The organism is Algoriphagus boseongensis (assembly GCF_004362805.1).
GTDB lineage: Bacteria > Bacteroidota > Bacteroidia > Cytophagales > Cyclobacteriaceae > Algoriphagus > Algoriphagus boseongensis.
The window spans coordinates 111,640-137,152 of record NZ_SNYF01000006.1 but is presented as its reverse complement, the minus strand read 5'-3'; the positions used below and the strand labels follow the sequence as shown (position 1 = coordinate 137,152).

The window sequence follows — 25,513 nt, the reverse complement described above, 5'->3', positions numbered from 1 at the left end:
CTTTTAGACTTAAAGTAATATTATCAATATCAGCATTTTCTGGGAGATCACCTTGACTCCAAGGAAGAGATCAGTTGATTCGCCAAAGTGAGCTGAGCTTTATATTCTTGTAAAGATCTTCCGGACATGGTACGGACCACCATGATTTTATTGATGAAAAGATCCAGAGTATCTTGATCCTTTATTTTCAGATACATTTCCTTGGTTGGAGTTTTCCCAAATCGCATTTCCCCGGTCACCTCGAAATTCAACAGAGTTCCTGCCAAAGGAACCAACTCCCATTCCCCCCGTTCGACGAGACTGTCCCGAAATAGGGTTTTCTTCAATTGGTTGTCGTAAGCATTCATCTTGTTGACCAATCGCTGATCAAAATACCGGAGTGTCCCTGAAGATTTCATTTGAGTGTATGTCCCGTCTGTTGGCAAAAAGGGGAAGGTAGAAAAGACCTTGGTCATGCTTTGATAGATGGCCAAAGTGTCCCAGGTACTTTTGGGAGAGCGAAGCATTTCGATGAATTGAGCGATTTTTTGTTCTTTGTCTTCAAGAAACAAGATCGCTTCTTCTAGGTCTTTTTTGTCTCGCTCCAAATCCTCCAACATGGATTGGGCGAGCACCTTCGCACTTTGTCGTTCGACATAGGCCTCCCGCTGGTTTTCCACAAAAAATCCCAAGATGATGGCCAGAAAGAGCATAAAGAACTCTTTGAAATAGCTTGGCCACCGCTTAGGATTTTTCCCTTTTGGGGTTTTGGCTTCTTGAAATTCATTTTTCTTAGCCATGCTAGTCTAGCTTATATTCTTCCTGTATCAGCTTGATTAGATTCTCCGCATCTGCTCGAAGTGAAGCCGCCCTACTACTGTTTCCCAGACACATTTTTGACAAATAATGAATCTGAAATGCCAACTCATTCAGGGTATGAAAATCATCAGTAATTAGTTGGGGGTTATCCTTGGGAATGATGAAATTCATTTGGGCATCCATCGTGGAATTCAGTTTTTGTGAGTCAAAAACGCTTCCGGCGATTTCCCGAAATGTGGTTTTGGTCCTGTTGTCATTTTCGTCCCAATCTTCCAAAACCTTGACCTTTTTTTCATACTTCAAGAGCTCATCCACGACCACTCGCTTCTTGATCAGACGAAGATTTCCGGCATTTTTTAATTGCTGAATGGTACCGTCCGAATAGACAAAGGGGCTTTCATTAAAGACTTGTCTGGCTAAAAAGTAAAGTTGATTTCCGTATTCATTTCGCTGTTTAGATACCAACATAGTTGCTAAAGAATCCATGAGATGGCCCTTAGTTCTCTTAAAAACCATGTACGATTTAAGGCTGGCGGTGTCAGATTTGAGATCCTCTACCAAGGAGATCATGAATTCTTTTTCAATGGTTTTGTTGCTCAAGGATTCCCGATAGTTCTCTGCAAGGAACCCGCAGAACACCGCTAAAAAGAGCAGGAAAAAATCCTTGAAATTTCCCCACCAGGGCGTTTTTTGTTTTTTCATTTGGAAGATTGGGGTAAGGCAACAAACAGCTGGGATTGAATAAGCCATAGCCCCGATTTCTTGGTCCATTGAGCAGAATACTTACCTCCTACCACAGGATTCTCAGACCCTTCCACATAGCCTTTCCATGTTCCGGTTTCCCAGGCCAATTGGGTTTCTGGATTGACGATAACTTCATCAGGGGTTCGTATCCAATACATTCTGGAGCCAGAAACTGGCGGGACATAGTTGGCTAATGCAGCCTTTCCGGAGATTAGCATGCCAGCGCCGGTTGTGATCAGTACATCATCAGTCATGAAGGTATCGTTGAGTTCTTCATCAAAGTTTCGAAGAGCCTTGTTGGAAGCTTGCCTTTGAGCGAGAATGGCTGTCACCTCGGGATCCTGAGTCTGAGTAAAACTTGCACTAGAGTAGAGAAAGCCCACTCCGAAAAGGATAATGCCAAGGAAAATTTTGGAAATCTTGAACATAGAATTGAATGCTTAATTCATCAACAAATACCCCTTGTGCAATAACTCTGCGGTAGCGGCGATTCTTGAAGAGGAGATCGTTAATCCCGGCTGGATTTTATCTGGAGTCAGGTTCTGTTTCATCATGGACTGTCCACATACGTAGATTTTGACCCCAGCTGCGTTTAGCTTTTGGATGACCTCGATATTGGGATTGTCCATTCCAAATCGCTTTTGGTATTCTTCATTTGTCAGAACTGTAAACGTAGCCCCACTATAGATCACCATCGCCATTTCCACCTTTTCAGATGGAATTTCTGCAGAGGCCAAGGCATTTACCATTCGAGCTGCATAGTCCAGGGGGTCATAGATTACATCTTTTTTATTGGAACCGGAGTTGAGCTCAGTCAGGATTTTGTAGGAAATAGTCGGGTCTGTTTTTTCAACTTCAAATGGGACCAATTCAATCGCCCCATAGCCTTGAACAATTGGATAGACTACATTTTGAGCCATCGAGACAGAAAGCGAGAAAAGGATAAACAGTGCAGAAAATAGGATAGACTTCATGACTGGGTAATTTTAAATGAATGACTTTATTTTTTATCCCGATAGTGGTTGAACCAACTCAAAATCGAACCGGATTTGCTCATCAGCATGCTTGGGCGATTAACTAATCCATGCGATGCATTTGGGATTCGTACCATAGCAGATTCCACACCCTGGAGCTTGAGTGCGGTATAATATTGCTCGGATTCAGAGATAGGCGTTCGGAAATCCTGCTCTCCAGTCAAAAGCATGGTCGGAGTCTTCACGTTTCCAACCAATGAAAGCGGAGATCTTCTCCAATAGTTTTCCTGATCCTCCCATGGCATAGTCCCAAACCAATACTTGCCAACTAATATTGGGATATCTGCATGGAGGACAAAACTTGTCCAATTGATTACTGGCTTGGCGACTACTGCGGCCTTAAATCGATCGGTTTTTCCAACAATCCAAGCGGTCAAGACACCACCTCCAGATCCTCCGGTCACAAAAAGGTTATCCGTATCGATGTGCCCTTTTTCAATGACCGCATCCACACCTGACATCAAGTCTTCATAGTCGTGATTGGGATAATCGTGATGGATCAAATTGCCAAATTCCTCTCCATAGCCAATGCTTCCTCGGGGATTGGTGTAAAGCACCACATACCCTGCAGCGGCATAGGACTGGATTTCGTAAGCAAAGGCCGGCCCGTACATAGTAAATGGACCACCGTGGATTTCCAGGATAAAGGGATATTTTTTGCTTGGATCAAAATCTGGGGGAGTGACGATCCAGCCCTGAATTTTTCTACCATCATAGCTGGATTCCCACCACAGTTCTTCGGTTTTTCCGATTTTTCTGTAAGAGAAAACATCCTCGTTTAAAGCGGTGATTCGGGTAGAATTACCACCACTCCAGACGGCTAAATCTGCAGGATGCTCGGGTCCGCCTAATGTGTAAGCAACTTTGTTTGTACTGGATACGGAATAGGTTCCTACATTGTAAGGTCTTCCTAAATCCAACCCACCAAGTCCCTCGACCACAGTTCGGACTTTTCCTGTAAGGGCTACATGGCCTACTTTGGTGTCTCCATGCTCATCATATTGGAAATAAACTCCCTGTCCATTCCCTTCCCAATGTGGGTTAGTCGCGTCACGATCAAAATCTGCCGTTAGATTTTTTAAACCCGAACCATCCACATTCATCACATACAAATGGGTGACCCGGTACCCTTGAAAAGTATCGTCGAACCCCGTGAAAGCGATCATTTTCCCATCTGGAGAAAGGACAGGCTCTGCATCCGGACCGAATCTGGAAGTTAGCGCTTTGATTCTACCATCCCCCAGGAATAGTTGATACACTTCGGAATTAAAGGGTTCAAACTCCTCGTTTTCGTGGAGATTTGCTGAGAAATAAAGAGACTTTCCATCCTTTGACCAGATTGGACTTCCATAGTTGTGTTGGTCGGAAGTCCATTGTTTTGCTGTGCCTCCATCAAGGCCAATGGTAAAAATTTGTCTGTTTCCAGGTTTAGCATAGCCAGCTCCATCATTTCTGTAGACCATTTCGTCAATAAAAATCGGGGATGCATTCCACTCCGCACCAGCAGGTTTGGAAGGGATTTTCAAAAGAGATTCTGCCTGAGCTGAGACAAATTGGGTAAACGCCAAAGTTTTGTTGTCATAAGACCAGGAAACCGATCCTGGAGGATTGGCGGAATTGGTCAGTGCAACAGAAGTATTGGTGTCAAAGTAGTGGACGAAAAGTTTCACTTTTTCATCTTGCTGATTGGAAAGGAAAGCCAGCTTACTTCCATCATGTGACCAAACCGGGGCATAATCCCGCTGGTTTCCTTGGGTAATGGGTCGATTTTGACTTCCATCAGTATTGGCGATCCAGATATTCGAATAATCCCGATCAGTCATGATATCCTTGAAATTGCGGACATAGACCACCTTGCTTCCATCCGGAGAAATAGCCGGATCGGTCACATACTCTAGATCAAATAAGTCTATGAGTTCAAGATTGGATTTTTGTTGGGCAAAAACTGCTGGGAAAAGCCCAAAGCAAAAGAAAAGGAGAATGAGTCTTTTTTTCATGGGATGAAAAGGATTAGGTGGTGGAGGGTTTCTTTTTCTTGTATACTTCTACAACTAGGTAGAGAATGACTAATATCAAAAGGGACAAGCTGATTGCCAGAATTTCTTGGGTACTGAGTTGGAAGAAGACCCAGGCCAATGTGACCAAAGTGATTACCCCAACTAAATTCCCTGTGGGGACAATGAACACCCCTGGTTTTTCAGATTTGTTTTTCCAGCGGAGCTTTAAAAAAGCCAGAATTGCCCCAAAATAGAGGATTAGGGAAGCCCCTGTTACCAAAATCAATAAATACCGGAAGCTTCCTGAGGCAGAAATTGCAAATTCCAAAAGCCCAAGAAATAGAATGGAGATATAAGGGGTTTTGAATTTTGGATGAATCTTCGCCAAAGGGGCAGGCAGCAATCCATCTTTTGCCCCGGCATATACAATTCTGGCCACCATGGTAATGATGGAACTCAACGTGCTCCAGACCGCGATGAAGGACAGACTTAGAATCAAAATAAAGCCAACCTCTCCAAAAAGGGCTTTCGCCAATTCCGCTAATGGGGCTTCTTGGTTGGCTAACATTTGATCTCCCAAGACTCCCTGGACCGCCAAGTGAATCGTGGAAAAACCTAGGATCACCAAAATGATTCCGATTAAATAACCCAAGGGTCCGGTGCGTGTGGGATTTTTCATTTCCTCACCGGAAGCCAAGGCCATCTCTCCTCCGAGGAATGCGAAAATCAACAAAAGGGTAGCTTCTCCAACTTTTCCAAACTCCGGAAATCCCTGCCAGCTGATGTTGTTGGTATCAATTCGAGTCAAGGCAATACTGACCAAGATCATAAGAGAAATAACCTTAGTCCAGGTGAGTATCTTGATGAAAACCATGCTGTCCCGAATTCCTTTGATATTCAGAAAGCAACTGAACACAGTAATCCCTGCAAAGAAGATAATTCTAACTCCGGTCTCTTTGAAAATGGGGTAATAGGTTCCTGCAATATCCGCTAAGGCATTCATCAGGGCTCCAGAAGCTAGGACCCCAACAGCCCCATACAACACATTTGATACAAAGCCCGCCATGGGCCCAAAAGCTGCTCTTACGTAGGCATACATTCCTCCTGTATCCGGAACTCTACTACTCAATTCACCAAGGCAAAGACCGAGAAAAAGAAAAATGAATCCGCAAAAGATATAAGCTAGGATACTGGCATGGCCTAAAATGACATAGACTAGGGCCGGTAAAAGGAAAATGCCACTTCCAATGGAAATGCTTAGGACATTGGTGATGACTCCACTGATCCCCATTTCCCGCTTGAGCTGAGTTGTTTCTTGGTTTGACATAGTAAGTTTTATAGGCCTTCACCAGGTTTAGGTGTTGGAAATCTGACCCCCACCGATTTGGACCATTTTTCCCAATCTAGGAGGAGTTCCTGGTATTTTTCCGGGTAGAGTTCTTTTACATTTTCCTGCTCATCCAATCTCTTTGAAAGATCGTAGAGTTCAAAATTGGCGACTTCTAGTGGGCTTTCTACATTCACCAATTTCCAATTTCCTTTTCTCAATAGGGCTCTTCCTCTATGTTCTAAAGCAAAAACATAAGTGGAGTCGTGGATTTCGTCCCGTTCATTTCGGAGAAGAGAAAGAATGGATTCACCGGCAGGTTTTTGCACAGGTTTCCCTTGATAGGAATCCGGGTAGGCTACTCCGGCTAATTCATAAAAAGTGGGGGCTAGATCCATTACGGTGAGGAAGGCAGAATTTATTTTCCCTTTTGACTCAACCCCTTTTCCAGCAATGATCAGCGGGGCATTCATGCCTCCTTCTGTAGTATATCCTTTGAAATAACGGAAAGGAGCTGCCCCAGCCTCAGCCCATTGTGGGCCATAGGAAATAAAGGAGTTTTCCTTGCCCATCTCCTCATAGGAGTCTGTGTAATTTTCCTGTAAAAAGGGGCCATAATCATCACTGTAATAAAAATCCTCTGCTGCTGCGCCATTATCAGCTAGGAAGACAATTAGCGTATTTTCGTACTGCCCGGTCTCTTTGAGATACCTGATCAATCGCCCAATGTTATGATCCAAATTATCCACCATGCCTGCGTAGAGTTCCATTTTACGAGCCTCTTTCAATTGCTCCTCAGGGCTCAAAGAATCCCATGGCTTCACCCGGGGATGAAGTGGAGGAAGGATCGCTTCCGGAGAAATCATTCCGGCTTTTTTTAGGGATTCCAAGTTTAGTTCTCGTTGCTTTTCGTAGCCATGGGCATATTTTCCTTCGTATTTCTTCCAGTATTTTTCCTCTACCTGAAGTGGCCAATGCGGGGAAGTGTAGGCAGCAAAAACAAAAAATGGTTTTCCATCATTCTGGTTGGATTCCAGATAGGAGATTAGCTTGTCGGTATAAAAATCAGTGGAGTAAGTCTCTTCAGGCCAGGAAGTTTTTTCTCCATTTTCGGTAAATGGAGCTTCTGGAAATTCCTCAAAAATGCCCCTACCGCTGAAGTGATTTCCAGCCCCAACCAATAGGGCAAAGGATTTTTCAAATCCTTTTTTGGCTGGGTTGGTTTCTGGAGTTTCACCCAAATGCCATTTTCCAGCCATATAGGTGTGGTAGCCCGCCTCTTGAAGTAAGGCAGGTAGCGGTGCAATTCGATCGCTAAGATGTCCTTCATATCCGGGGATTCCAGTGACCAAGCCTTGTGAACCCATTCCCGCAACATGATTAAAGTTGCCGGAGAGCAGCATGGCACGGGTCACTGCACACAAAGGAGCCGTATGAAATCGACTGAATCGAATCCCCTCCTGAGCCAATTGATCTAAGTTTGGCGTCTCAATGTCTCCTCCAAAGGATCCCAAATCCGCATAGGCTAAATCATCTGCCACGATAAGCAGGATATTTGGACTTTGGGTTGAAGGGGATTCTGAGGGCTTTTCTGTGCAAGAAAGAACCAAAACCAAAACTGGGATTAGAATCAAAATTCGGGAAAAATCTTTTACCCAAATTTTGTGGAGGTATTCTGATGAATTATGAAAAAGTGATTCGGTTCCTTTGATTCTTTTTTGATTCATAAAATAGTATGGATGTGATGGGTTTGGTTTTTTGGGCTAATGTCAAGTCAAATGTTGCTGCTTTAAAACTTCAAATTTTTTGATCTTGGGATTATTATAATCTACGTACCACATTTTCATTGAGCCCTTTCCTTTGACATCCATAAACCCCCTGCATTCAAATTCGAACTCCGGATTTTCTTTGATCAACTGGTAGGTATAGTCTGAGATATTGATTTTGTTGAGGCCGCAGGATGCTTCCATTCTTTGGGCAGTATTTACTGTATCACCCCAGATATCGTATTGGAATTTTTTGATTCCGACGATTCCTGCCACTACCGGACCGGTGTTGATCCCGATTCGCATGTCGAATTTTGCTCTCGAGGGAATGGTGGGATCGAAATTCCGCTTGTTGATAAAGCTTTTTGCCTTGATAGCGGCCCTCACTACATCCTCAGGACCAGATCCGTTGTTCAAGCCACCCGCAGCCAAATAGGCATCTCCAATCGTCTTGATTTTTTCCAATCCATGTTCCTCCATGATCAAGTCAAAAGCCTTGAAGCAAATGTTCAATTCGTAGACTAATTCCTTGGCGGTCAGATGTTGGGCTTTTTTGGTGAAATCAGCAAAATCTGTAAAAATGACTGTAACACTTTCGAAATCCCTCGCTTCAGAATTTCCTTTTTCCTTGAGCTCTTCGGCTACTTTTGAGGGAAGAATGTTCAACAGTAATTTTTCGGATCGGTCCTTTTCTCTTTGAATGATTTGGCTGGCCTTTTTGACAAACTTGTATCTTCTCCACCAACCAATAGCTAATACCAGAAAAAGGATTCCTGTGATCATGAAAATTATTCGTTGATTCTTTTCGACTTTAAGCCTCTCCTCGAAAAGCAGCGTTTGCTCTCGAAGTACTTGAGAGTTTTGAATGCTGTCTAAAAGCTGTTTTTTCTCGAAATCATAATTCGCCATCATCCTCGTGATTTCCTTGGTATTGGATTCATTGAGAATGCTGTCTTTTAGCTGAGAGGCCTTTTTGAGGTAATCAAGCTCGGCCTTGATATCTCCGTTTTTTTCTGCAACCTCCATTAATCGTTCATAGGCCATTCGGATCACTTTTACCTCCGAAGCCAATTGCGCATTTTCCAATGATTTTTCGGCATGGTACTGGGACTTTTGGTATTCGTTTTTCTGCAAATACAAACTTGCCAATCGATTATGGGTGTAGGCCAAACCTCGCTTATATCCCAAGGAATCACGGATTTTGAGGGCTTCCAAAAGGGTCTTTTCAGCTAAATCCAATTTTCCTTTTAAGGCATAATTATTCCCCAAGTTGCTTAATGAAAGCCCAATGGAATAGGGGTTTTGATTGAGATAAGCCATCTCCAGTGCCTGCTGATGATAATAAATAGCCGAGTCAATGGGCCCAGTATTTTCGAAAATGATGGCCAGATTATTCAGGCTGGAATGAAGACGTCTAGGATCGCTTTCCTTTCTTTCATATGCCATGGAAATCCTAGCATGTCTAAAAGCTTCCTCATAGTCATGCTGATCATAATAAATCAAACTCAAATTGTTGTGAACCGAGGCAATGCCAAGTGTGTCTTGTCGGGTTTCATAAATGTCGAGTGATTTGAGGTGATTTTCTATAGCCCGCTCAATGTCCCCAAAAAATGCATAAATCCCGGCAAGGAAGGTATATGCCCTAGCTTCCTCTCGATCGAATCCCAAATCCTGAAATTTCGGAATCATCAATTCTATAGATTTGGGATTGAATTCCGAGGGATTTAACTCTTCTGAAGCGATTGTTTTATAAAAGTTGCTCTTTAGTTTTCCCTCTTCGTATTCGTTCTCAGTGCTTAAATAAAAGGCTTGTTCTGCGAGTTTCTCCGCCTTTTCGAATTGATGATCTCCATAGGCGCGGAAAGAAAGGTTACATAGGCTATCCACTTGGTGCTTCCATCTCTCTTGGCCTTTTGCCAAGAAAGAAGTAAGAATTAAGCTCAAGAGGATAGTCAGACGGATCATTTTTTCATTCGTTTTTGATCTAGATATTCATAATGGCTATTGTCCTGAGGGCCTCTTACTACCAAGCTGGGAGGTAAAGGCCCCAATTGCTGGACGGCTAAATCCATCGCGCGCATCATTTGGGAAAGTTTCTCAGGGTTTTCCTTTGCTAGGTTGGTAGTTTCTCCTGGATCATTTTTCAGGTTAAAAAGCAAGGTGTCATGCGTAGCTACAGCTTTCATTCCCCGGCTTCCCGCAAAACCTTCAAAGGGTCTTTTGACTTTCCAATCGCCCTGTCTAAATCCCCTTTGGTCTGAAAGCATGTAATACAAATACTCATCGCCTTCCCTCATTCCGTTTTCAAATAGTACAGCACTTAAATCCTTTCCATCAATCGCTCTGTCTTGAGGGATTTCTACCCCAACTAACTTGCAGAAGGTAGGAAACCAATCCATTTGGGTAGCTAATTCCTCATAGACTTGACCTGGATCAATTTTTCCTTTCCACATCGCAACAGTGGGTACTCGAACTCCCCCCTCGAAAGTGAATTGCTTACCTTCCCGAAGTGGTCCTGCTGATCCACCATGATCTTCCATCACTAGCCAAGGTCCATTGTCTGAAGAGAAAACGATTAAGGTATTTTCCATCAGACCTTTTTCCTCGAGTTTCTTTAAAATCTCTCCTACACTCCAGTCTATTTCCTGAATCACATCTCCATACAAGCCACGCTGGGATTTCCCCAGAAATTCTGGAGAGGCATATATCGGCACGTGAGGCATATTATGAGCCAGGTACAATAGGAAAGGTCCTTCTCCGGCCTGGTCTATAAATTCAAGGGACTTTTGGGTGTAAGTTCGAGTGGTAAATCGCTGATCTACTTTAATGGAGTCCACCTCAAAGTCCTTCAGATAAACTACCGAAGCCATGTCATTGCTATAGGGGATTCCGTAATAGGAATCAAAGCCTTGGTTGAGGGGCAGGTATTTTTCCATATGGCCTAAATGCCACTTTCCTACAATTCCAGTTTTGTAGCCTTTTTCTTTAAGGACTTCTGCAAAAGTGATCTCGTCCTGTGCCATCCCTGTTAAACTTTCAGGAAAAAACACGGCATTGATCCCCATTCGCTGGGGCATTCTTCCGGTCAAAAGACCAGCTCGAGAAGGACTGCATACAGGTGAGGCTGAAAGAAAGGAGGTGAATTTGATTCCCTCATTGGCAATTCTGTCAATGTTTGGAGTCAGGATATCGGTAGCCCCAAAGCACCCTAAATCCCCATACCCCAAGTCATCTGTGAAGATGAAGACGATATTTGGGTAGTTATTTTTCGGTTCTTCCTTTTTCTCGCAGGAAAAAAGCAGCAAGCCAAATAGGGAAAAAAGCAGTGTTCTCATGGCCTTAATGTTCGTGTTGCATTCGGTGTTTTTTCAGGAGGTCCTCTCCGAAATTGTTACCTTTTTCTCTCCAGATGGAGTGGATATGATTTGCATTATCCAGAAACCCGACGTTGTCATATTCAATCAAGAAATCAGGACTGTGGATCACATAATAATGAGCTTTCATGGGTTCATAACTTCCGATCCAAGCAAAATAGACCTCATCCATTCCTCTGGTATGGAGTTTTGCCAGATACTCTTCCGCTTTTTGGTGATCCAGATTTCCGATATATTCCTCGATTAAATAGTGCAGGATTTTTTGTTGTCCTTCATTTAATTCTGAGCCTCTGATTCCCTGAAATTCTTCCAACCATTGAGGCCTGTTTGGACTGGTAATGATGTCTCTGGGTACTGCCCCGGCAATAGTAGCTTTAGCTTTTTGTCCCTCATCCAAAGCGTTGATTAGCCAAAACCCATAATCTTCTTCCTTGCTTAAAGGGCGAAGTCCCGCATATTGGGTGTCCTCGACTACGGCTGGGTCTGAACCCAAGAAAAGGGGAGTCATGGTAAATTGATCACCAGCTGCGGTGATGTTGATAGAAAGGTGATGGCCTTCAAATTTCAACCCCCATACGTCTTCCTTGGCAGGATTCCCGGCGATAGCCACATAGTAATTCCCATAATCCCAATTCAATCCCCGAATCATCTTGATCGCATTGTCATTGATCTGTCCGCGGGAATATTGAATCTCGAATAACTCGTGAAGGATATCATCCACTTGCATAATGGCAAAGGTTTTCAAATACCCCTGAGAGCTAAAAATTGAACTCAGCACTTTGTGAAATGCAATTTTACTTTTCTCAGAAAGGTCTCCATACCGAACACCTACTCTAGGAGCTAGGCCTAAAGGCAGATTGGTCCAATTTGTCCTGGCAGAATCCTCAAACTCAAGGCTAAGAGCTAATTTTTGATCATCATCCAGAGTTTCAATAAAACTCAAAGTCCTGTCCTTTACCTGAGATACTGTTTGGGCTGAGGTAAATGCTATTCCACCGAAGAATAAAGAGAACAGGATGAGGAAATTTTTCATGTTGAATAGGTTTTAGCTGAGTAGAGTCCGTACGATTGATTCCCAGACGGAATTATGGGTCATGGTTAAATGCAAGAATTGAAAGAGGATATAGATTCCCAAGGCGAAAGAATAAGGCATTAGACTTTTACCCCCCTTTATATCCTTGAATAATAGGAAAATCAGAATAAGATTGATCAATGCAAACCCAACCACCTCAATGGGAAGCCCGGGTCCAAGGTTGTAAAGATCAAAACCAAATATCAGCGTCCGGTCTATAGTAGGCCCAATAAAGGTCAATGCCGCAGCAATCATAAATCGGGCATGAATGGAGGAGTTTTTCCGGAACCAAACAGCCAATCCAAAAAACAGCACCAACCAAAAAAGGTAAACAAAAGCAATAGACATAAAACTGGCAATCTCAACCCTTCCTTGTTCGAGTGTTACCCCGGCAATTCCCAAGGAAATATCTCCAGTTAAAGCTTCAGTCTGTGCTGCAAAAGAGTACCGCATCATGGCCCAAGTACTTAGCACAACCAGCGGCACGAGGATATAGCTTAGCCTTCCAATTTTTTTATGCAATTGGGGCTTGTTAAATCGGATCAAAAGAGCTTGTGCAATAACAGTCGCCATCCACAGCCCCATCAGAATGAAATGCATGTGCATCACTGAGGGAAGAGGAAGCCGAAGCTGTGAAAAATAGGTAAAGTAAAACCCCGAAAAAGTCAAGGGAATGAAAAGCATGAGCCAATAGCCCAAGTTTGGGTACAAACGATATACGTTTTCTTTGATTATCATTGGGAAATAGTGTTAAGTAAAAGCTTTCCCTGCTAACAAATTGGTTTAATAGGTAAAATAAAATTGGTATTTAACCCGGAAAAAGCTGAATTCTAAATGTTTGGTGACAATAAGTTAACCAAAATTTTTAAAAACAAATAGAATAACCTGCCTAATTAAAATTCCAGAATTATTTAATTTCACGAAATAAATACTCCAAAAGCCATGAAAATAAAGATTCTCCTTTTATTCTTATTTCTGCCTGTATTTGCTTTTGCTCAGGAAAAATCAGCCGGAGAAATTCAGGCTAAGTTGGAGAGTAAAGATTTTACTTATGACGCCACGGTGGCTTATGGTATGCGGGGAAGAATGATTAACCTGACTGCAGGATACAAAATGGTGGTGACACCTGATCAGATCACGGGCGATCTACCTTTTTATGGAAGATCTTTTCAAGCGGATCCTGGTTCCTCGGATGTAGGTTTGAAGTTTGATATTTCCGAATTTGAATATGAAGTCACCCCCAGAAAAAAGAAGGGCTGGGAGGTAAAAATCAAAAGCACTCAAACAGGTAGCGATGTGCGTTCGATATTTTTAACAGTTCAGGAAAACGGAAATGCAAGCCTGAGAATAATCAGCAACGGAAAAGATGCCATGTCCTATAATGGTACTATCAGATAGGCTAGTCTTTTCCCTCCTTTTCGATCAGCAAACAGTTTTCCTCATCTAGTTCTGTTTCAATCGTGTAATGGTCAAAGGGGTATTTTTTCATCAGGTTACGAATTCCATCTTTGACCTCGATGATTTGTTCTAAGCTGGATATCCCCACCAATTTGACATGAGTGGTAAAGACATGATGTGCACCATCCAAAGACCAAATATGGGTGTGGTGTATGGATTGGACATGTTGTAATTTTTTGATTTCTTCCTCGATCTCTTTCGGGTTGATATCTGAAGGGCTTTTTTGAAGGAAGAGGCCAATGGTCTCTTTAAATCGTTGGATCACATTCCAAAGAATGTACAAAGTGATACCAAGAGAAAGAACCGGATCTAAGTAAGGTGTGGGATAGAAATAAAGAATAATTGAACCCAACAGAATAGCCACCCAACCCAGAACATCTTCCAACAAATGCCATGAAATGACTTTTTCATTCATTGTTTTTCCCTTGTGGACTTTCCAGGCCGCATATCCATTTACAGAAATCCCGATAAAGGATAAAAGAATCATTCCTTTGGCATCAGAAAATTCAGGTTCAAGAAGTCTTTGAATCGCCTCATGAATGATTACCCCAGAACCTAGGATGAGAACAATGGAATTGATCAAAGCTCCCAATAGGGAGAATCGTTTGTAGCCAAAGGAATAATTGCTGGAAGGCTTTTTCTTAGCCTTTATCTCCAAATACCAGGAAGTACCCAATGAAATGGAATCTCCCAAATCATGAATGGCATCAGAGACAATGGCCACACTATTGACATACCATCCTCCGACTAATTCCAAAAGGGTAAATCCCAAATTCAGGAAAAAGGCAAGTCGAAGATTTTTTACCGGGGAATGGTGGTGATGCTCGTGACCCATAGGTCAAAAATTAGGAAATATTGCCGAGAAAAGAGCATTTCTATCGGTCTAACCAAGCCTTGAATTCCGCAACTTTTTCCCGGCTGATCAGGATGTCCTGATCCGGGCAATGATGAAGTTTTACTTTTAGGCGACTATTGGAATAGCTGAAAACTTCCTCGACCGCTTCGATTCTGCTCAGGTATTTTCTATTGATTCGAAAGAAAACTTCAGGATCGACCTGATTTTCGACTTGTTCCAAAGTAGAATCCAAAACAAACTTTTTACCCGCATCTGTTTGCAGAAAAGTGACCCGTTCCTCACTGAAGAAAAAGGCTATTTCCTCCACAGGAATGCTCTGGATTTTTTCCCCAAATCGGACCAAAAATCGGCTTTTGAAGGATTTTTCCTGAGGCTGAAGCAGACTCTTGATCAGTTCCAGATCTAAATTCGGTTGGGTTTTTCTGGACTTGAATTTTTCCACAGCCCGGTCCAAATCCTTCGGGTCAATGGGTTTAAGCAAGTAGTCAATGGCATTTACCTGAAAGGCCTGAATGGCATACTGATCGTAGGCCGTGGTAAAAATGACTGGGGCTTTGACCTGGACTTTTTTGAAAATCTCGAAACTAAGTCCATCAGCCAATTGGATGTCGCAAAACAGAAGGTCCGGGGATGAATTTTCAGAAAGCCAGCGAACAGCACTGCTGATGGTATCCAAATTGCCAATCAGTTGGTCTTCTGGAAAGTATTCCTGGAGCAATCGGATCAGGCGGTTTGCAGCTGGTTTTTCGTCTTCAATGATCAGGATTTTCATGAATTGATCTTTAAAAGTGGAAGCCTGACCAAAAATTCATGTTCTGATTTACCGATTTCAGGAACTCGGTCACTCATCAGCTTATACCTGGAAATGATATTTTCCAATCCCACGCCAGTTGAAGGCTCGTTCGTGCTGGTTTTAGGCTGAAAAGTATTGCTTACCCAAAGTTCATTTTCCTTTTGGAGGATAGAAATGAAAAGCGGATTTTCCTGGGAGGCGATGTTATGTTTGATGGCATTTTCCAAAAGGAGCTGAAGGGAAAGTGGAGGTAGAAAACAACCCTTGCAATTTGGGACATCGATCGAATAGTTTAAATTTTCCTCAAATCGGATTTTCTGAAGCTCGAGGTAGTTTTTTGCAAATTCCAGTTCCCGAACTAATTCCACCAATTCCTCCTGCTGCACTTCCAAGACATAGCGGTAAATTTTTGAGAGTTTCTGGATAAAAGAGGCAGATTTGTCAGGATCCTCATAGACTAAGTTGGAAAGGGCATTGAGAGAGTTGAATAGGAAATGAGGATTGAGTTGATCCTTCAAGCTTTGGTATTGACTTGCCAGCTTCATAGACCGGAGTTGCTCCGCTTCAATTGCTGATTTTCTCCATTCCAAAAGCCAAGAGCGTGAGGTAAAAATCGCCATGAATATCATCGCGATCGTCATCGGAGTATAGGAGAACCTGAGAATTCCATCCCAGGGAATGGAGTCAAGGGAAAATTGTCCATCCAACCAGGTATACAAAAAGACTATGACGTAGCTGGCCACGAAGGCATAAGCTAAATAGCATAATCCAGTCACCAAAATTCGTTTGACAGGCTCGTGGATCCAGGAGATTTTAGGGTCCCAGTATTCTTGAACCCGACTTCCTCCCCAGCTCAAGGCCATGGATACAGAGAAGGAAAACAAAAAATCCGGCCAAAGACTTACAAAATCCTCCCAAGAAAGAAAGCAGATCGGGCAATAGAAGACTTGTAAGAATGCCGCAATAGCTAAATTGATCAAGAGAAACTTCCTCAAATTTTTCCAGATTCCATTGGATTCTGTGCATTCGGGGTCTAGGACTAATTGGGTCATGGAGAAAGATAGGAAAATTGAAAGAATTTTGCCTGAGTAAGAAAAGTCCCCCGGATTAAATTCCAGGGGACTTATTTGGTTTAGTTAAGGATTTATTGGCAAGAATTCGCTACCCCCTGGGCTTGTTCCTTTCCCCAGGTTGGGAGAAGGTATTCTTCATTTACTTTACTTTCTTCCTTGGCATATAGCTCAAGTCCAACCCTTGCCAGTCCACAGGCTTTTTCCGGGCCTTGTCCGAAAAATTGAGCCATACCCAATTGCATCTGAGCCATCAATGTGGTTGCTCTTGGATTTTCCTTATCCAAAGCGATTGCTTTTCCAAAAAGCTGCATTGCTTGAGGACTCATTTCCTGTCCTCGGTTCATAGGATCCACGGATAGTTTGCCCATGATAACAAAACCCTGAAGTGCCACTATCTCCGAATTGTTTGGAGAAATTTGATCAGCTTTTTTGATCAATTCCATGGCCTGATCGAAGTATTGATCCTTGTTTACCACAAATCGAAAAGCAGTCATAGTATGCAAATAGGCAGCATAATAGAGTGGAAGCCATTCTTCGGGCTTTGCTTCCGAGATGCGCAAAAAGGCATTGCTAACGGTTTGGGATTGCTCAGCGGTCTGAATAGTTTTCATCGCAGTAAGTTGCTTTTTCATAGCATTTTCGTAAGCCGGATCATTGGCAAATGCACCGAAAACAAGGCTAAATGCAGCAAGTAGAGTGAAGAGGTACTTTTTCATGATAGATAAATTTTAGAGGTTGTTTAATTGATTAGCGTTTTTGTCTTTTGAAAGCGTGAGGAAGATGCCCAAGAAAAGAAATCTTGGAGCTACTTGGCCTTGAGGGATTGATTCAAAGATTCCCTCTGTATTGGCCTTTGGGCTGAAAGAATATCCAAATACATTATCCCTTCCCAGCACATTGGTACAGGCCAAGTGAATGATCAAATTGGGTTTAGGCAGATAGCTCCAACTCAAACTTAGGTTTTGAAAGCTCTTGGTTTTGGAGCTCATTTCTGAATTATCCAGGTTAGGATCTGTGTAGGTATAGCCATCATTGAAAGCGAAAGAGGCTCCCAATTGAGACTTTAAGGGCACGATGAAATGCTTTACCACGACAGAAAGATTGTGCTTTGGCGCAAAGCTGGGCTGCACCTGAGTCTGGTATTGGTTAAACTGGCGCTTGCTATCTACAAAGCTATAGGTCACCCAGTAGTCGGTGTTTTTAAAGGTCTGTCTATCCCGAAAGAAGAAATCCAAACCCTTGGCAAATCCTTCACCCTGATTTTTTAGGCTTACAGGATTTTCCAAACTTCCTTCGAAAGTCACGAGATTGTCGTAAGACTTGTAAAAAGCCTCAGCCCGGAAGGTGATTCCTTCTTTTGAAAGGAGGTAATTCAGGAGTAGATGCTTGGATTCAGAGTTTTGCAGATTGGTATTCAGCACCCGAAAATTGTCCATAGGCAGCTGGTGAAATCTTCCTGCAGCCAAAGAAATCTGCCCCTGTTTTGGAAGCTGGTAGGCCAGAGAAATTCTAGGATCTACCCATTGCTCCTCTGCTACTGAGCTTGTGCCAGCTCTAAGTCCTCCACGAAGAACAAAGGCTTTGGTGAAATAGTAGTCCCATTCTGTGAAAAGGTAAGTTTCCTGATCCTTGAAATCTCTAACCCAGCCTTGCTTGACCAGTTTTTCGGAGTAAGGATGAAGAAAATGTTCCACACCAAATTTTGCTGAAAACCGATCTGAGAAGTCCTTGATTGCACTTGCTTTGAAGTGGGCCAGGTCATTTCTTCTTTCGATTTGCAGGCTGTCAAAGCCCAGTTTATCCAGGTTTTTGGAAATCGAGGCACCTGTGAAGATCGACCAACCTTTGTTCAAGGTTGTTCTCCAGTTTGCCTGAGCGTAGCTGTAATCATTGATCAGGCTCACCATTACCCTTCGATCTGTCCCCGGAAGTGGAGACCAAAGATTCATTCCTCCCGATTCGGTCCGAGCCATTACTTTTAGAAGGCCATTTTTTCCGGTCTTTTTTTGCGCAGCCAGTTCCAAGTCCCAGCCATATGGAGCCAGATCAAAGTCAATCTCTTGCTTGATCAGCTGCTGGTAAGGAGCCAAGTTAAAGTAGTTGGCGCTGGCAGTTAGGCTTTGGTTTTCATTGGCCAAAGTGTGAGAATAGCCTCCTCCGATGGACATAATTGAAAGGTCCCCTTGACTTCTTCTGGAAAGGTCCTTGGTATTTAAGGCGAGTGCAGAAGAAAGCGCTTGTCCATATTCTGCAGAATAGCCACCTGTGGAGAAGAATGTTCCTTTAAAAAGGTTGGGGTTGAAGCGGGTTCTGGTGGGCACATTTCCGGCGGTGGTCCCATAGGCATTGCCAACGCGCAATCCATCGATGTAGATTCCGACTTCAGAGGCATCTCCTCCCCTTACGAAAAGGCGCCCATCATTTCCTACCGTGGAAGTTCCAGGCAAAGTCTGAAACGCACCCATGATATCTCCCATTGCCGACGGGGTGGTAACAATATCCAGGGGACGAAGGATGACGGATTTTTTCTCGTCAGAAGCCTCCATGGCTCCTGCGGAAATGGTGACGGTATTCAGCTCATTGAATTCTTCTGCGAGTACAATGGGTTGGATTTCCAATGTGGAGGATTCCAGGGTAACGACCTGTTCCAGGGATTTGAATCCCATCATGCTGAAAACCAGAAGTTGGATTCCCTCTTCTGAGGTTTCAAATTGAAACTCTCCCTGAGCATTGGTACTAGCCCCATCAAAACTTCCTTTGATAAATACATTGACCCCGGGAAGCGCTTGGTTTTTCTCGTCCAATACCTTTCCAGAAATCAGTGTCTGGCCAAAGGCAAGGCTTTGCGCTAGAAAAAGATAAAAGAAAAGTAGGAGTCGGATATTCATTTCGATTCAGATTTGAATCAAAACTGCATCAAGGAACCTTCAAGAAAAATTGAATCCGACTGAAGTGTAAGAAACTCCGACTGAAGCGTCAGTAACCCTTACTGAATTAAAATGAACATTCCCTTAAAAACAGAAAAAGCCCCCGGTTTTGTCCCAGAGGCTTTCTCAAGAAGACTAAGTTCAATTAGAATTTCACCCAAGTTTCAAGGGATTGTCCGTTTCGATTAAGGACTACTTTGGTGGAATCTCCTTTTTGGAAAGCACTCAGTGCTCTCATGTAGCTCATCATGTCATAAACAGTAGAGTCTCCTAGTTGGACAACCACATCACCTTTTTGAAGGCCGGCCGCTTGGGCAGGCTTGCCTTCGGATACTCCGTCTACCCGCATTCCTTTTCCATCAAACATGTAATCAGGAACAACGCCCATTGAAACAGTGAATCGGGGAGAATCACTGGAGTCCTTGGTTTTGGTGAAAGCAAGTTTGGGCTCTGAATCCAACTGAGTAATTACTCTTGAAATGTATCTTACCACTTGTACTAATCCGTCGTAATTAATTCGATCAGAGTCATCGCTAGGCTTGTGATAATCTTCATGCTGTCCGGTAAAAAAATGCAGAACAGGCAGGTCTTGAAGATAGAAAGAAGTGTGATCAGAAGGCCCTACCCCAGACTCAGAGGTTACGAGTTTGAGACTATCTGTATTTACCTGATCAAAAATAGAAGGGAAACTTGGGCTGGTTCCAACACCATGAATGGCCAGCGATTTTTCCTCATTGAGTCGTCCTACCATGTCCATATTGATCATATAGTTGACAGTCTTTAGATCTATGGTTGGGTTTTTTGAAAAGTAATTGGAACCCCAAAGTCCGTTTTCCTCACCTGAAAAAGCAATAAATAAGACATTGCTCTTTAGGTCTTGATACTTGAGTATTTCAGCAAGCGCCAAAAGAGCCGCAGTTCCTGAGGCGTTATCATCTGCACCATTGTGAATGGCAGAATCGCCTCGGTGAAGTGAACCCTGTCCGCCCATTCCCAAATGGTCAAAGTGCGCACCAATAACAATGGTTTTGTCTGCTTTTTTATCTAAATACCCCACTACATTTCTACCCGTAACTCCAGCCCCATCTGTCCCAATCACCGCTTCCTCATGCGGATTGGAAGGTTTGGAAACGGTGAAAGGCTGGAAGAAGCCCTCAGTTCCCTTGGGTTCTAACCCGATTTTTTCAAATTCCTTGGCTAAATACTCAGCTGCTTTTTGTTCACCTTCCGTTCCAATGGCTCTACCACCCAAATCATCAGCAGCCAAATAGCTAACGTCTTCTTTCAATTGATTCAAAAGAGTTTGGTCGCTTGGAGGACCATCGCAGGAAGCGATCAAAACAAAACCGGCCAGAATAAAACCGGAAGTAAGTGCTTGATATTTCATATCATTTTGAGATTTAGCCCAAAGATAATAATTGGTATCTTCGCCCGAAGAATACTTGAAGTAAACCTGATAAAATGAGAAAAATACTCTTTGTAGCCCTTTGCTTTGCGGCGGCCTGCAGTCCAAAAACGGAGCAAACAGCCGTGGAACCAGAAGCTCACTCGGCAAGTGATTCCCTCCTCCTTCATCCCGAGGAGATGAAATACCTCAAAAACATCAAGCAACTTACCTTTGGAGGAAACAATGCGGAAGCTTATTGGTCCTTTGATGACTCTATGCTGGTCTTCCAATCTGATTTTTCTGGTTGGGGAAATGAATGCGACCAGATTTTTTATACCAATTGGCAGACGGATGATCTGAAAAACAACGCACCGAAAAAAATCAGCACCGGCTTGGGCAGAACAACTTGCTCCTATTTCTTGCCGGGAGATAAAACCTTCGTCTACGCGTCCACTCATCTAGGCGGAGAGGCTTGTCCTCCAGTTCCTGAGCGTAGAACAGATGGGAAATACGTTTGGCCGATCTATGACTCCTTCGATATTTTCACTGCCGACTTGGAAGGAACTATTTTAAATCAATTGACCAGCGAACCTGGGTATGATGCTGAGGCGACAGTTTCTCCAAAAGGAGATAAAATTATCTTTACCTCTATGAGAACCGGAGATTTGGAGTTGTACACCATGAATATTGATGGCACAGACGTTAAGCAAATTACTTCCGAGTTGGGCTATGACGGTGGGGCATTTTTCTCACCGGATGGAACCAAATTGGTTTGGAGAGCTTCACGTCCACAGACTGAGGAGGAAAAACAAGAATACAAAGACTTGCTCAAAGAAGGCTTGGTGATGCCTACCCAAATGGAGCTGTATGTGGCCAATGCTGACGGAACGGATATTCGCAAAATCACCAGTTTGGGCAAAGCCAACTGGGCGCCTTTCTTCCACCCTTCCGGAGAAAAGTTGATTTTCGCCTCCAATCATCAAACCGAAAGAGGCTTTCCTTTCAATCTGTTTATGATCAATCTGGACGGAACAGGCTTGACAAGAATCACCCATGACGGCACATTTGATGCCTTCCCTGTTTTCTCCAATAATGGAAAATACATCGTCTTCGCTTCAAACCGAAACAACGGGGGAACTCGAGACACCAATCTCTTTGTAGCAGAGTGGATTGGGGATTAAATTAGAATGCAAATGAAAAAAAGCCGCTTCTCCAACTTTTGCATAGTCTTGTTTTGGGGAGCGGCTTTTGTCTTTTTTTGTACCAAAAGCCAAGCTCAAATCGAGGAGCGTAAACCCTCTCCTTTCCAATTCTCCGGATTTTTGAATCTGTATTACGGCTACGACTTCAATGAGCCCAGTAGCTCTCAGCGCCTTCCTTTTCTTTACAATCATACCCGCCACAATCGCCCTGCAGTTAATTTAGCTTTGGTCTCAGGTTCGTATCAAGCTGATCGGTTTAGAGCAAATTTGGGAATCCATGCCGGGACCTATCCCGAAGACAACTATGCCAATGAACCAAAAGCACTTCAGTTCATTCATCAGGCCAATTTGGGAATAGCCTTGGATAAAGAGCAGACTTTATGGCTGGATGCGGGTGTTCTTCCTTCTCACATTGGCTTTGAAAGCGCGGTTTCCAAGGAAGATTTGACCCTGTCCAGGTCGCTGATTGCGGAGAACAGCCCCTATTTTGAAACCGGAGCCAAGCTGGGATGGCAGGCCAATGGCAAATGGTATTTAGCATTTCTCTACCTGAATGGCTGGCAAAGGATCCGACCAATTCCCGGCAAAAATAAACCTTCCTTCGGCACCCAAGCTACCTATACTCCCTCCGATCGTACGCTTTGGAATTGGAGTACTTTTCTAGGAACAGATCAAAGTCTGGAAGCAGGGACGAGTATTTTTTTCAGCAATCTCTATGGGACGTTTTCTGTTGGGGAAAGGTGGAAACTGATCGCCGGCCTAGATGTGGGTAAGCGTGTCAATCAGGATCTTGGAAATCAAACGTGGTGGGGAGCGGCATTCCTTGCGCAATACAGTTTTTCAGAAAAATTCTCCTCAGCCCTACGCTTAGAACACTACAGCGATCCTTTCCAAGGCATTACGTTTCTGTATGGGCAAGTAGGTCTGGAGGCGAGTGGTGTCTCGCTCAACCTGGATCAGAAAATCGGAGATTGGGGATTGTTGAGAGTAGAAGGCAGATATTTGGATTCTCCCCAATCCTTTTATCCTAGCGCGATTCAAAATGCTTCCAGCAACTTTTTTTTCCTAAGCTCTTTCTCGGTTTTTTGGAATTAGAGTTCATCTAATCGATCCAAGTAGGATTCCGCCTGATCCAAAATCTCCTGCTTATTTCCCATCTTATCCCAAGTGCGGTACATCATGCCTATTCGGGGGTTTTTCTCGAGTTTCTCCCGGTTGCGAGCATAAAAATGCCAGTACAGGCTGTTGAAAGGACAAGCTTTAGCTCCCAATTTTTCTTTGTGATCATAGGCGCAGTGATCGCAATAATTCCCCTGCTTTTTGATGTAATTGGCGGAGGATACATAGGGCTTGGTTCCCACAATCCCTCCGTCTGCAAACTGACTCATCCCCCGGGTATTGGTGATTTCCACCCATTCGATCGCATCGATGTAGATGCCGAGGTACCATTGGTCAACCTCATCGGGATTAATTCCTGCCAAGAGCGCAAAATTTCCCGTCACCATCAAACGCTGGATATGGTGTGCATAGGCATGATCTATAGATTGTCCAATAGACTGGCTCAGGCAATTCATTTTGGTCTTTCCTGTCCAAAACCAATCGGGTAGTTTTCGCTCATGATCGAAGAAATTCAATTGGGCGAAATCGGGCATTTTCGCCCAGTAAATTCCCCGCATATACTCTCTCCAGCCGATGATCTGTCGGATAAATCCTTCCACTTGGGCGATAGAAATTTGGTCCTGATGCGCCTTCCAGTAAGCTTCTACTTTTTGGACGACCTCAAGTGGACTGATCAACTTTGTGTTCAGAGAGAAGCTGAGTCGGGAATGAAATAAATAAGGATCCCAGGTGGTTAATGCATCTTGATAAGTTCCAAAATTTGGAAGGAGATGATCACAGAAATAGTCCAAGATTTCTAGACTTTCGGCTCGGGAAATGGGCCAGGGGAAATTTTCTGTGTCCAGAGTTCCGATAGTTTTGACACCGGAGTTTTTCAGCATTTCAGCGATTTCTGTCGCATCCTTAGGATGAATTTTTGCCTTTCGGAGCAGTTTTTTATCCTTCAGGGCTTGGCGATTGTCTTGATCATAATTCCATTGTCCCGTCATTGGCTCCTTCCCATCCATGAGGATATCGTATTTTTTGCGCATTTCCCGATAGAAGGTTTCCATGAGGTAGTTCTTTTTCCCTTTGAAAAAATCCTGGAGGAAATTCCGATCGGTCAGGAAGTGCTCGGTGTCAATCGCGCGAGAGGATATGAATAGTTTATCACAGATTTCCTGAAGCATTTGGTCAAGTCTATACTCATCCGGGAGGAGGTATTCGAATTGGGTGAAATTCTCTTTTTGGATTAAATAGCTGAGCTGGTCTTTTAGATTCTGCTTGTTTTCTGAGTTGTCGAGTTGATAATAAATGACTTGATGTCCGGAGGATTTGAGCTCTTTGGCAAAAGTCCTCATTGCCAAAAAGAAGCCAACCACCTTTTGGATATGATGGGTTACGTAATCAGTTTCCTGACGCATTTCCATCATCAAGTAAGTGACATTTGGGTCGATTTCTGTGAACCAGCTATGCTTTGAATTGAGCTGGTCGCCAAGAATTAGCCGAAGGGTTTTGGACATAAAAAAAGGACTTTCATTAACTGAAAGCCCTTTTCACCAAACATTGTTTAAAAAATCAATACTTAAAGCAAGGCATGGAGGATTTTCTTCCGACACCTTTGGATGAGGTCGCTAAGAAGCTATAGCGTAAACTGATTTCATGAGCTCCACCTGTATTGGCGTTTCCAAGGGAAGAAAGAGTGAAGTCGTGACTATAGCCTATGCTTAAGCCTGAGCCTAATGCAATCCCAACAAGAGCAATAATGGATTCATTATTAAAGGAAGATTCACCTGATACAGGAATTCCTCTATACCAAACCCCTAGAACCAAAGGCTGAAGATTCACCTGTGCACCCAAATCCAATTGCTGAAATGGAGCTTGATTTTTGTAATTGAAGGCAAAAGTCAATTCGCGGTTTCCTGTGCTACGATTCAGGAAGTTCTTTGCTCCAGCACCTGAAAGGTCGATCTTGTATCCACCGTGTGCAGAGAATTTTGCAGGGAGTTTGGAGAATTGTCCGTCAAGGAAGGAGATATTCGGTTGGGTGATATGGTGAGCAGAAAACCCAAACCAGAAGTTGTCATTGTTGTAAAGTGCTCCTACGCTGTAGTCGACAAATTGATGACGGGCATCTGCGCCTAAATTTTCTCCAGAAACACTTCCAATTGCTCCTGTTTGGTCATCAATTTGACTACCAAAGACCAAGTTTCCAAAGAATGCATCTCGGTCCATGTAGCTCACCTGTCCACCGATTCTTAAGAATGAGCGGAATCCTAATCGAGCTCGATAAGCATAGGTCAAGCCGATTTCAGAGACACTCAGGTTGGCCATGCTTTGCTCGGCACGGTTGAAAATCAATCCTACTCCGCTTTTTGCTCCAAAGAAGTAGTGGTCCACATGAGCAGAATAGGAAACAAAACTTTGCTCCAAACCTGGCCATTGATTTCGGTAATTTACTCCCATGCTGGTGCCCTCAGAAGCTCCTGTCAATGCTGGATTCAAATACAGTGGATTAGCGTAAAACTGAGAGTATTGCACGTCTTGAGCGGTTACATTGGCCCAATACATGGATAGTAGTAAGATAAGTGTAAATGTTTTTTTCAT

The 25,513-nt window shown here is 43.4% G+C and carries 22 protein-coding genes; 3 read left to right on the top strand and 19 right to left on the bottom strand.

The annotated features are described in order from the left end of the window. Positions 1-47 precede the first annotated feature (47 nt). From DFQ04_RS08165 to DFQ04_RS08115, 11 genes are read right to left on the bottom strand one after another with little or no spacing between them, the layout of a single operon-like run. Entirely contained in the window at positions 48-779 is a 732-nt protein-coding gene (locus tag DFQ04_RS08165) for a hypothetical protein (protein WP_133554643.1), read from the bottom strand. 1 nt (position 780) lies between these two features. After that, complete coding sequence (locus DFQ04_RS08160; protein WP_133554641.1) at positions 781-1,500, bottom strand: hypothetical protein; 720 nt, start codon at positions 1,498-1,500, stop codon at positions 781-783. Continuing rightward, on the bottom strand, positions 1,497-1,970 hold the full coding sequence (locus DFQ04_RS08155) for a nuclear transport factor 2 family protein (protein WP_133554639.1): 474 nt from the start codon (positions 1,968-1,970) through the stop codon (positions 1,497-1,499). The genes DFQ04_RS08160 and DFQ04_RS08155 overlap by 4 nt, the downstream gene beginning before the upstream one ends. Before the next feature lie 12 nt (positions 1,971-1,982). After that, entirely contained in the window at positions 1,983-2,516 is a 534-nt protein-coding gene (locus DFQ04_RS08150; RefSeq protein WP_133554637.1) for a DsrE family protein, read from the bottom strand. Positions 2,517-2,542: 26 nt separating this feature from the next. Then, positions 2,543-4,573, bottom strand: coding sequence for a S9 family peptidase (locus DFQ04_RS08145; RefSeq protein WP_133554635.1), 2,031 nt, complete (start codon positions 4,571-4,573; stop codon positions 2,543-2,545). Positions 4,574-4,586: 13 nt separating this feature from the next. Further along, the gene (locus DFQ04_RS08140; RefSeq protein ID WP_133554633.1) at positions 4,587-5,900 is read right to left on the bottom strand and encodes an APC family permease; all 1,314 of its coding nucleotides are present in this window, start codon (positions 5,898-5,900) and stop codon (positions 4,587-4,589) included. A gap of 8 nt (positions 5,901-5,908) precedes the next feature. After that, entirely contained in the window at positions 5,909-7,627 is a 1,719-nt protein-coding gene (locus DFQ04_RS08135) for an arylsulfatase (protein WP_133554631.1), read from the bottom strand. 42 nt (positions 7,628-7,669) lie between these two features. Then, complete coding sequence (locus DFQ04_RS08130) at positions 7,670-9,631, bottom strand: adenylate/guanylate cyclase domain-containing protein (protein WP_133554629.1); 1,962 nt, start codon at positions 9,629-9,631, stop codon at positions 7,670-7,672. After that, a complete protein-coding gene (locus DFQ04_RS08125) occupies positions 9,628-11,001 on the bottom strand; it encodes a sulfatase family protein (protein ID WP_133554627.1) in 1,374 nt (457 codons plus the stop codon). The genes DFQ04_RS08130 and DFQ04_RS08125 overlap by 4 nt, the downstream gene beginning before the upstream one ends. A 4-nt stretch (positions 11,002-11,005) precedes the next feature. After that, the gene (locus DFQ04_RS08120; protein ID WP_133554625.1) at positions 11,006-12,073 is read right to left on the bottom strand and encodes a DUF3500 domain-containing protein; all 1,068 of its coding nucleotides are present in this window, start codon (positions 12,071-12,073) and stop codon (positions 11,006-11,008) included. Between the two features lie 12 nt (positions 12,074-12,085). Next, on the bottom strand, positions 12,086-12,850 hold the full coding sequence (locus DFQ04_RS08115; protein ID WP_133554623.1) for a hypothetical protein: 765 nt from the start codon (positions 12,848-12,850) through the stop codon (positions 12,086-12,088). A 204-nt stretch (positions 12,851-13,054) separates the two neighbouring features. Between DFQ04_RS08115 and DFQ04_RS08110 the strand changes: the two genes are divergently transcribed. After that, entirely contained in the window at positions 13,055-13,510 is a 456-nt protein-coding gene (locus tag DFQ04_RS08110; protein ID WP_133554621.1) for a DUF4251 domain-containing protein, read from the top strand. 1 nt (position 13,511) lies between these two features. On the opposite strand, the gene DFQ04_RS08105 is transcribed toward DFQ04_RS08110, so the two are convergent. From DFQ04_RS08105 to DFQ04_RS08080, 6 genes are all read right to left on the bottom strand, one after another. Beyond that, on the bottom strand, positions 13,512-14,405 hold the full coding sequence (locus DFQ04_RS08105) for a cation diffusion facilitator family transporter (RefSeq protein ID WP_133554619.1): 894 nt from the start codon (positions 14,403-14,405) through the stop codon (positions 13,512-13,514). A gap of 40 nt (positions 14,406-14,445) precedes the next feature. After that, positions 14,446-15,198: a LytR/AlgR family response regulator transcription factor gene (locus DFQ04_RS08100; protein ID WP_133554617.1), complete on the bottom strand. Its 753-nt coding sequence runs from the start codon at positions 15,196-15,198 to the stop codon at positions 14,446-14,448. After that, entirely contained in the window at positions 15,195-16,271 is a 1,077-nt protein-coding gene (locus tag DFQ04_RS08095; protein ID WP_133554615.1) for a sensor histidine kinase, read from the bottom strand. The genes DFQ04_RS08100 and DFQ04_RS08095 overlap by 4 nt, the downstream gene beginning before the upstream one ends. Positions 16,272-16,363: 92 nt before the next feature. After that, positions 16,364-17,008, bottom strand: coding sequence for a tetratricopeptide repeat protein (locus DFQ04_RS08090; protein WP_133554613.1), 645 nt, complete (start codon positions 17,006-17,008; stop codon positions 16,364-16,366). Positions 17,009-17,020: 12 nt separating this feature from the next. Next, complete coding sequence (locus tag DFQ04_RS08085) at positions 17,021-19,180, bottom strand: TonB-dependent receptor (protein WP_133554611.1); 2,160 nt, start codon at positions 19,178-19,180, stop codon at positions 17,021-17,023. Positions 19,181-19,364: 184 nt separating this feature from the next. Continuing rightward, positions 19,365-20,606: a M28 family peptidase gene (locus DFQ04_RS08080; RefSeq protein WP_133554610.1), complete on the bottom strand. Its 1,242-nt coding sequence runs from the start codon at positions 20,604-20,606 to the stop codon at positions 19,365-19,367. Positions 20,607-20,680: 74 nt separating this feature from the next. Between DFQ04_RS08080 and DFQ04_RS08075 the strand changes: the two genes are divergently transcribed. Together DFQ04_RS08075 and DFQ04_RS08070 are read left to right on the top strand one after the other, a co-directional pair. Further along, positions 20,681-21,787: a TolB family protein gene (locus DFQ04_RS08075; protein ID WP_133554608.1), complete on the top strand. Its 1,107-nt coding sequence runs from the start codon at positions 20,681-20,683 to the stop codon at positions 21,785-21,787. 12 nt (positions 21,788-21,799) lie between these two features. Then, on the top strand, positions 21,800-22,903 hold the full coding sequence (locus DFQ04_RS08070) for a porin (RefSeq protein ID WP_166637286.1): 1,104 nt from the start codon (positions 21,800-21,802) through the stop codon (positions 22,901-22,903). On the opposite strand, the gene DFQ04_RS08065 is transcribed toward DFQ04_RS08070, so the two are convergent. Together DFQ04_RS08065 and DFQ04_RS08060 are read right to left on the bottom strand one after the other, a co-directional pair. Beyond that, positions 22,900-24,429 (bottom strand): cryptochrome/photolyase family protein, encoded by a 1,530-nt coding sequence (locus DFQ04_RS08065; RefSeq protein WP_133554604.1) that lies wholly within the window; start codon positions 24,427-24,429, stop codon positions 22,900-22,902. The genes DFQ04_RS08070 and DFQ04_RS08065 overlap by 4 nt on opposite strands. Before the next feature lie 55 nt (positions 24,430-24,484). Continuing rightward, positions 24,485-25,513 (bottom strand): PorP/SprF family type IX secretion system membrane protein, encoded by a 1,029-nt coding sequence (locus DFQ04_RS08060; RefSeq protein ID WP_133554602.1) that lies wholly within the window; start codon positions 25,511-25,513, stop codon positions 24,485-24,487.